Origin of the sequence: Moorena sp. SIO4E2 (assembly GCF_010671945.1) — a bacterium.
Classification (GTDB): Bacteria; Cyanobacteriota; Cyanobacteriia; order Cyanobacteriales; family Coleofasciculaceae; genus Moorena; species Moorena producens.
Genome location: NZ_JAAHIE010000546.1, coordinates 1 through 4,615, shown reverse-complemented (window position 1 = coordinate 4,615; position 4,615 = coordinate 1). Strand labels below are relative to the sequence as shown.

Annotated in this window: 6 protein-coding genes; 4 read left to right on the top strand and 2 right to left on the bottom strand. The window is 43.9% G+C overall.

Features of this window, described 5'->3' with window-relative positions; genetic code table 11:
- Positions 1 to 83: 83 nt before the first annotated feature.
- Both F6K37_RS32665 and F6K37_RS32660 read right to left on the bottom strand, forming a co-directional pair.
- Positions 84 to 938, bottom strand: a complete 855-nt coding sequence (locus F6K37_RS32665; protein ID WP_287254800.1) for a hypothetical protein — start codon at positions 936 to 938, stop codon at positions 84 to 86.
- 234 nt (positions 939 to 1,172) lie between these two features.
- Positions 1,173 to 1,481, bottom strand: coding sequence for a hypothetical protein (locus tag F6K37_RS32660; RefSeq protein ID WP_287254798.1), 309 nt, complete (start codon positions 1,479 to 1,481; stop codon positions 1,173 to 1,175).
- 323 nt (positions 1,482 to 1,804) lie between these two features.
- On the opposite strand from F6K37_RS32660, the gene F6K37_RS32655 reads away from it, so the two are divergent.
- From F6K37_RS32655 to F6K37_RS32640, 4 genes are all read left to right on the top strand, one after another.
- Positions 1,805 to 2,047: a hypothetical protein gene (locus F6K37_RS32655; protein ID WP_287254797.1), complete on the top strand. Its 243-nt coding sequence runs from the start codon at positions 1,805 to 1,807 to the stop codon at positions 2,045 to 2,047.
- Positions 2,037 to 2,390, top strand: a complete 354-nt coding sequence (locus F6K37_RS32650) for a type II toxin-antitoxin system RelE/ParE family toxin (RefSeq protein ID WP_287254795.1) — start codon at positions 2,037 to 2,039, stop codon at positions 2,388 to 2,390. The genes F6K37_RS32655 and F6K37_RS32650 overlap by 11 nt, the downstream gene beginning before the upstream one ends.
- Positions 2,377 to 2,577 (top strand): hypothetical protein, encoded by a 201-nt coding sequence (locus F6K37_RS32645; protein ID WP_287254794.1) that lies wholly within the window; start codon positions 2,377 to 2,379, stop codon positions 2,575 to 2,577. Before F6K37_RS32650 ends, F6K37_RS32645 begins: the two co-directional genes overlap by 14 nt.
- A 164-nt stretch (positions 2,578 to 2,741) precedes the next feature.
- Positions 2,742 to 4,615 (top strand): GAF domain-containing sensor histidine kinase (locus F6K37_RS32640; RefSeq protein WP_287254793.1); only part of this gene is annotated, 1,874 nt, incomplete at its 3' end.

Here is a 4,615-nt window from a genome sequence, read left to right as displayed (position 1 = left end):
AGGTCAAGTCCTCTTTCGGGTTGAGCTACAGAGGCACCAATATTAGGAGTGATGCCCACAAATTGATCAAATCAGTGATTCGGTCAAAGCCCGACGCTGCGCGAACGACTCTGGTCAAGATCAATCCCAGAACTAGGAAAACCTAGAGATGAAGTCAACAGGGATGGAGTGAACACAGATGGAGTCAGGAAGGAATCAAGTAGGGAATCAATGGGATTGGTAATAGTACCAACGATATCCTCCAGCAGACTGTCAGGTCCATCGGTAACACCATCCGGATTACTAATCTGGTTGTCGTCACCAATGCTGAAACTGGCGGCACCACTAATCTGATGATTATTGGTGTTAGGGGTACTCATGGTGCTGGAAACCATGGCTGTGCCATGGATACTGAAAATGCGATTGGCCTTTGGCCACGCTACGCGATCGCTTAAATCCGCTGAGGTATTGTCACTAATGGTGCTGGTAGCCATGCTGGTACTGCTGACGATGACTATACCCCCACCAGAGTCGCCCAAGGGATTGCGACTAATCGTGTTAGTAGCCGTCACCCTGCTACTGACCTTGACTAGAGGGTCATCTGAGTCTACTGTTCGCGTAGCGGCGACCTTCGCGTAGCGTGGCCCAAAGGCCAAGGAGCATCGATTACTACTAATTTCAATCTTGGTGATAGTCGCCGTTTTTGGATCTTGAGGCTGAATTTCGACATCAAACACTTGGTCAATGTCATCAAAATCAATGTCATCAAAATCGATGTTAATCGGGCCATCGGTGATGTCCAAATCACCAGTAGTAGCCAAATCTTCACCAGTTTCAAGGTCATCTAGGGGAGAAATCACTACAATCCCTTGACTAGTAGCACCAGTTTGGTTTCCTTGGTTTGGATTTGCTTGTAGATTGCAAAGGGAATCAAGCACAGAACAGCTATTGTTTATCATCGAGGTTTCTACTCGAACGTCAACAAAGAAATGAGATGGAGATTCCCTGATTGACTTTTTCGAGCTACCCAGGTCGAGTAGCCAGCACATTTTTGACTTTGTCAGTCTAAATTCTATCTAGATGATCACACTATTCCTATCGAATGCAAAAAAATTCACGTTTTCTGATCACGACAGGGGGATGGTGCCCTTTATCCATCAATTTTCTGTCTACACTCCCAAACCTCTACAGGTTTAATTCCCGGAGCGTCCATTACCGCTTTGATTTAATAAATATTCCCAAATCCGTCGTATTTCCTGTTGATTTTGACGAATATCTGCTTGACTTTGACGAATCTCCTCTTGATTTTGAATAATCTCTTCTTGACTTTGACGTTGATAGGTTGCTAAATCGGAAAACAATTTTAAGGTCTCATTGAGAGAAACTCTTAATTGAGTAATTTCTGCTTGATTTTGCTCTATATTCTGACTATGGCGATTAATGTATCTTGCTGCTGTCTCTAACAAGTTCTCTACTTGAGTTAATCTTTGTTCTGGTGTCATATCTGATCACTTTTAATTTGATATATTTATATATTATATTATTTTTTTTATCCTTATTACTGAAGTCAAGTATTACTAAAAAAATAGTGCGATCGCGAAGGGGTTTATTACTGGCAGTGCCAGACGCTGCGCGAACGGAACATCGCGTTTAAATTTGGTGTGTTATTAACCCACCCTAACAACTAATTATTCTATCTCCTCTCTCCCGCCTCTCCCCACACTATTATCCCTACTCCCTACTCCCTACTGTCGATTACGAAAGTACCTAACCCAATTGAGAACTGCTATAGTAATCAAAGTGTTGCTAACTTTAAGGTAGGATAATGACAGACAAAAATTTTGTAGCTGATAACGCTACTACCACAGAAATACTGGAACAAGTTATTGAGGAAATACAGCAAACTCCCCAAGAATACTTACCCAATTTGTTGCAGATAGTTCGTTTATTTCGTGAGAGTGTTACACATAATACGGCAGAAGAAAGCTTTCGTCAAGGATGGCAAGAAGCCATGACAGGGAATACACTTCCTGTTTCACAGCTGTGGGATGGGATTGATGCAGAATGAACCAGCCAAAATCCAAATCAAGGTTACACCTGAGTTCAAGAGAAGCCTACGCAATCTAGCCAAACGGTATCGTAATATCCGCTCTGATGTCCAGCCGATTATTGATCAGTTACAGTCAGGTGAAATTATTGGATATCAGATCCCAAGCATTCCCTACACGGTATTCAAAGTCAGGGTTAGTAATAGTAATATTCAAAAGGGTAAAAGTGGCGGTTACCGCTTTATTTACTACCTAAAAAATTCAAATAAAATTATTTTAGTTACTATTTACTCAAATTCAGATCAAGGAGATATTACACCCGACACAATCAAGAGAATTGTCGCTAATTTTGAATTCCAGTAATCCCATTGCTTTAGTGCGTTCGCGAAGCGGTTCCTTGTGGGCAAAGCCCGACGTTGCGCCCACGGAACATCGCAATCTAGTTTGGTACTTTATTAACCAACAAAACCAATTACTTTTACCCTTTCTCTGCCTCTGGTTACCACGCTTACCGCGCTTACCACGTTTACCACGCCGCATCCAAAGCTAAAATGTGGTACAATACGGGAATAATTATCAGCAGGTGGACAAAAATAAACTACTATCAAAGAAGCTACTATCCACACCATTCAGGCAAGTTAGCCGACCAAGCAGCAGGTGTTATCGTTAATTCCACCTACCAAATTATTTAGTAATTCAAAATTCCTCAGAATTTTGCCCTGGGCTGTGTTCGAGCGTCTGGATCAGCGATTAGACGATATGAAGTCAACTTTGGGCGAAGAGGCAATACTCCTAAAGTCGGATCTGTTGGTAAATCAGAGGGTGATTACTGAGGCTCAGAGCCAGAGGTTTACCCTGATCGGATCAGAACAGTTCAGTTGTCTACTGTGGGGGGAAGCACAACCGGAGACCGTAACTGGGTATGACTCTCTGATGAGACTGTACCAAGTGGGATTGACCTTCGCTCCGGATGCGATCGCAAACTTTCTTACCCATCTCAAAGACTCCTACCTAACCTCACCATCAAAATTTGAAACCTCTGAGGATATTCTCAACCTAATCAAGAGGGCTCTAGCCTCCCTCAAACCCAATAATCCAGCTATCCAGAGCGAATTTACCCTATCATTAATTGATATTCTGTGTGACTACAACACGCATAACTACAACACCGATGTTCCACCATTAGTAGAGCCAGCTTATCCCTATGGGTCCATTTGTCAACCCGTAGCAGAAGCACTGCACCAGCAGGTTGAGCAAGAGCGATTGCTCAATCAGGTGACCAGTCAAATCCGTCAAAGCCAAGAGTTACCCCTGATCCTGACCACAGCAGTTGAACGGGTACGACACTTCCTAGAGGTAGACCGATTAGTAATCTATCAATTTGACTTTCCTTACAGCTCTAGTCCCACAGCACTAGAGCCAGCACCTGCTGCTGCCACTGAACTAGGCTGGGGTTGTATTACCTACGAAGCTAAAGCCTCTGATGGTATCCCATCAGTGCTAAATGTGATTGAGCAGGAGGAATGCTTAACCCATGTACCGAACTGTACACATAAATATCAGCGAGGGTCAACGGTTGCTGTTGATGATGTTGATCGAACCTATAATACCCATAATTGCTTACTTAAACTGTTGCATCGACATCAAGTACGAGCCAAGTTAGTCGCACCAATTATTGTCGAAAACAACCTGTGGGGGCTACTAATTGCCCATCAGTGTTTGGAGCCAAGGCGATGGCAGGACAGTGAAAAAAACTTTCTCCAGGCAATTGGTGAACACCTAGCCGTTGCGATCTATCAAGCGAAGTTATACTCCCAAGTGCAGCAGCAAAACAACACCCTTGAACAACGGGTAATTGAGCGCACCCAAGCACTTCGGGATGCTTTGCAAGCTGCTCAAGCAGCCAATCTTGCTAAGAGTGAGTTTCTAGCTACCATGAGTCATGAATTGCGCACCCCTCTGACCTGCGTAATTGGGATGGCAGCGACACTCTTGCGCTGGTGTTTTGGTCAGGACAGTTCCCACAGATTACCTGTCGAAAAGCAACAGCGCTATTTAAAAACTATCCAGGAAAATGGGCAACACCTACTAGAACTGATCAACGATATTCTGGATTTGTCTCAGGTTGAGGCAGGAAAGTTAGTCCTGACTATCAGCAAATTTTCCTTAAGTAAGCTAGCTAATCAGCTGTTGAGTAGCCTAAACGAACAAGCCTACCAACAGCAGGTGACTCTACAGCTAGATTGGCGAGTGCCACCAGAAAGGGACTGTTTTTGTGCAGACCAACGGCGGGTTAAACAGATTTTGTTTAACCTTTTAAGCAATGGGATTAAATTTACCCCAGAGGGGGGTAAAGTAATCCTACGGGTCTGGCCAGAAAACCACTTAGTAGTGTTCCAAGTGGAAGATACAGGCATTGGTATTCCCCAAGACCAGTTACCATTACTGTTTCAAAAGTTTCAGCAGCTAGAAACCCCCTACCGTCGCAAGTATGAAGGAACTGGCTTGGGGTTAGCCTTAACCAAACAGCTGATCGAACTCCATAGGGGCAACATTGAGGTGGAATCGGTAGTGGGAGAGGGGTCTTG

Bases quoted from the DNA above. Each gene is read 5' to 3' on its own strand.
- F6K37_RS32665 (WP_287254800.1), bottom strand. From the start codon at position 938: ATGATAAACAATAGCTGTTCTGTGCTTGATTCCCTTTGCAATCTACAA.
- F6K37_RS32660 (WP_287254798.1), bottom strand. From the start codon at position 1,481: ATGACACCAGAACAAAGATTAACTCAAGTAGAGAACTTGTTAGAGACA.
- F6K37_RS32655 (WP_287254797.1), top strand. From the start codon at position 1,805: ATGACAGACAAAAATTTTGTAGCTGATAACGCTACTACCACAGAAATA.
- F6K37_RS32650 (WP_287254795.1), top strand. From the start codon at position 2,037: ATGCAGAATGAACCAGCCAAAATCCAAATCAAGGTTACACCTGAGTTC.